2 protein-coding genes are annotated in these 3,765 nt (G+C 61.9%); both read left to right on the top strand.

The features are described from left to right. Positions 1–549: hypothetical protein (locus G7Y51_RS13240; protein ID WP_165178212.1), on the top strand; the 549-nt coding region annotated here is incomplete at its 5' end. Between the two features lie 160 nt (positions 550–709). After that, positions 710–3,765, top strand: a 3,056-nt coding sequence (locus G7Y51_RS13235; protein ID WP_165178211.1) for a PLxRFG domain-containing protein, incomplete at its 3' end; no start/stop codon positions are given.

Raw genomic sequence — 3,765 nt, 5'->3', positions numbered from 1 at the left:
GATACCGGGCGCGTGGCTGAAGTCTGGGCGCATGAGCAGATCGTGCATCACGGCCTGCGGGGGATGCTCTCCGACGCGGAACGCAAGGCTGTGCTGAACCGGCTTTGGCTCAATCTGGGCGGCATGGGCAACGGCACGATCAAAGAGATTGCCGGCAAATATGGCCTGAACCCGCGCACAAGCGAGAGTGCCCGCCTGACCGTGATGGAGGAGGTCATAGCGTCCCTGGCCGAGAAGAGGCAGAAAGGCGGCCTGGGAGCCAGGGAGCAGAGCGCATGGCGCAAAATCGTCCATGCCGTTCTCCGGGCATGGAGCAGGCTGGTGCACGCTGTTTCCGGGCGTAGCGCGCGTATGAGCTATGAGAATGTGGATGCCCTGCTGGCAGACCTGGGCCGGTTTGTGATGGAGGGGGCACCCCGGGGAAGGGCCGCGGAAAATGCCGCTCCTGTGTCGGCGTTCGCGTCAGTGGGCACGGATGGCGAAGCCGCGGGCCGGGCCGCGTGGGAACCAGGTGAGGAAGGACACGGAGGAGTGGGGGCGGCAGCTTGACGGTGTGAGTTCCGGGTCTATCCATCCCCGCCAAGTGCTTACTGTCGGTCAGACGCCTCCTGTTTTGCGAAAGCTGGGTGCTCCTGCTCTTCCCATGACAATGACACAATCTGTTCTGGCGAAGATCGGACAAGGAGGAAAACATAACCTGCCGGATTCGATGATCCGGAATCTGCCTGCTCTGCTCGCTGAACCCGTGATGGTTTTCCGGTCAGGGACGCAGGCAGACAGCCTTGTGGCCCTGCTGGAAGGTATTCATGAAGGGATGCCGGTAGTGGCGGCAGTACATCTGGACGTGTCACGCGGAAGCGTCAATATCAATGAGATCGCCAGCGTGCATGGCCGTTCTGGCGGCTTGGGCTGGGTGGCCGGGGAAATCCAGGCCGGACGGCGGGTATATGCTGACAAAACAAAAATCCCCACATGGCTGAGGGGATTTTCCGGGGATCAGGGAAGCCGACGCATGTCCGGGCTACAATTGCCCGGGGCCTTCGTGCTTCCGAATGATCCTCGTGGGATTAAGATACTCACGGAAAAGGACGTTGTCAAGCCCGTTGCGCCGCCTTCGGCGCATGAAGACGACGCGCCTCTGGCCTCCCTTTCGCCGGGCGCCATTCTTGGCATGACCATCCGGCGGGCGGCACGGGCGGCACGGGCGGCCGACGAGCCGGAAATCCGGCATATGTTCAGAGAAAATGACATCAGCCTGCTGCAAAGCATCGTCCAACTGCCGCACTGGATAGCCAAGCAGATCCCTGCCTTCGCCACAGTGTATGACCGGCAGCTCAAGCGCATGGACGAGCGTTCCGCCGCGCTGAAAGAGAGTCTGGAAACCGTGCCGAGCATGTTCGGGAAAGATCGCCTGAAGTCCGCCGATATGGACAGCCTGCGTGAAATACTGTGGGCGACAGAAGGCAGCAATCCGAAAGAGCTTGAGGATGTCACAAAGTTCATATCCAAGGGCAGCCTGCCCAACGGGCGGAAAACGATTGAGGTAAATCCGGCATTCTACAAGGCATATGAGGCATGGGTGGATACCCTGCCCGGTACGAAGGCCGCCAAGAGGGCCCTGGTGGAAATCCGCAAAAGTCTGGATCAAGATTTGGTGCTGGCCCACAACCGCATGGCGTCCATGAGCGAAATGAGCGACGACGCCATCAAGACCTTCCGGCAGAGCATCGGCCATGTGCCCAACTATTTCCCGCACCACCGCTACGGGGCCTACTTTGTCCAGGCGAAGGTGGGTAACGAGGTGGTGTTCCGGCAGCACTTTGACGCCTTTGGGGAAAAGGCGGCCATGGCCAAGGCCCGGAAAATCGTCGCGGAACAGCGCGAAAACTACCCAGACGCCGAATGGACGGACGGCAAAAATGACCGCCTGCCCGATGAAGTGCTCGGGGCGCCTATAGACTCCGAGGCCATGGAGCAGATCATCCGGGCGGCCACAGCCAAAATCGACGACAGGAAGCGCGCCGGGGAAATTGCCGACCTGCTCACCGAAAGCGTGGCCGATGTGCTCAAGACCCGCGGCTGGGGGGCGCACGGCATTCAGCGCAAGGGTATTCCCGGCTTTGAAACCGAGGACATTGCCAAGGTGCTTTACGACTACAAGGCGGGTCTGAACGGCTGGCTGACCAAGATGGAGGCGGCCCGGGATTTCAGCGCGGCGCTTTCCCAAATCGACGCCCGGCAGACGCCCAATTTGTGGAAGTACACCGCGCAGTACGTCAAGGACATGCTCAGGAACAGCGACCGCGTGGACAGGCTCACCGGCAACATCAAAGCAGTGGCCTTCGCGTGGTACCTGGGCGGCAGCATCAAGACGGCGTTTGTGAATGCGACGCAAAACCTTGCTGTCGGCGTGCCGCGTCTGCAAATGGACGTGATGGGCGGCGGCCGGGAATGGCTGGCCGGGGCCCGGAGCGCCCTGGTGGATCGTGTGACGGGCAACAAAGGCAAGGGGCTGACGGAAGATGAGGCCCGGCTGGTGCGGGAACTCTATGGCGAGAGCGTCATTACCGACGCCTTCATGGAAGAGGTGCGCGGTCAGTTGCGCGGCGTGAGCGGCGCGTCCTTGTGGAACAAGCTTACCCGCGTGCTGGGTCTGCCCATGAGCGAGGCGGAGCGCTTCAACCGGGCCTCGCTGGCCCTGGCCGCTTTCCGGGCCGCCCGATCGGGAAAGCTGAAAGCGCGTGCCAGGGAGAAATACGGCGTCAAGGGCAAGGCCGATTATGAGCAGGCCAAGGCGTTTGCCGCGGATGTGGTGCGCGACGCGCATTTTGTCTACGGCAAGGGCAATATGCCGGAGTTCATGCGCAGCAATATCGCGGGCCGGGCCATGTCCAGCATGTACACCTTCCGCATGTTCACGCACAACATGGTTGCCATGTGGTCATGGGCGCTGAGAACACAGGGCAGAGAGGGCGCGGCCTTTGTGGCCAAGAGCCTGGGCGCGACCATGGCCCTGGGCGGCGTCACGGCCCTGCCGCTGTACGCCACCCTCATGGCTCTGTGCCAGATCGCGACCGGAGATGACGACGACTGGACGGAGCTTATCCGAAAGCATCTGCCGGAAAGCAATCTGCTGCGGGACGTGGTTTGCTACGGCGCTCCGGCCATGGCCGGTGTGAACATCGGCGGCAGCCTCAAGATGGAAACGCCCCTCACGCGGGGACTGACGAAGGGCAAGACGCCGCAGGAAGTGCTTACGAACAGCATCGGGGATATTATCGGCATTCCCTATGACCTGCTGGTGGTCAAGCCTTCCCGCATGATGGAAGCCTACCGGGGCGGCAGCGTGTACAGGGCCGTTGAAGAGGCGTCGCCGGTCATCATGAAGAACGCCATGCAGGCGTGGCGGCTTTACAGCGAAGGCCAGACCACCATGCGGGGCCGGCCCATAAACAGCCCTGGTCAGACCGGCGCGCGCAAGCTGACAGGGACCGAGGCGGTTGGCAAGGCTCTGGGCTTCCAGCCTGTGAGCAGCACCAAGAGCTATGACGCCTACGCGGCCAGCAAGCACGCGGATCAGGTGCGGAGCGACAAGATAGACGAACTGACCGTGTTGACGCTGCGGACGTATGACACGGGCGACCCGGCAGGGCGGCGGGAGGCCATACGCGAGATTGCCCGGTGGAATGAAAAGATGAAAGACGAAGGCAAACCGCACATGCTGATCTCGTTCAAGGATGTCATGCGGCGCGTGAAGGCCAGAAG

Source organism: Desulfovibrio sp. ZJ369 (genome assembly GCF_011039085.1).
GTDB lineage: Bacteria > Desulfobacterota > Desulfovibrionia > Desulfovibrionales > Desulfovibrionaceae > Desulfovibrio.
This window is presented reverse-complemented; position numbering and strand designations above follow the sequence as displayed.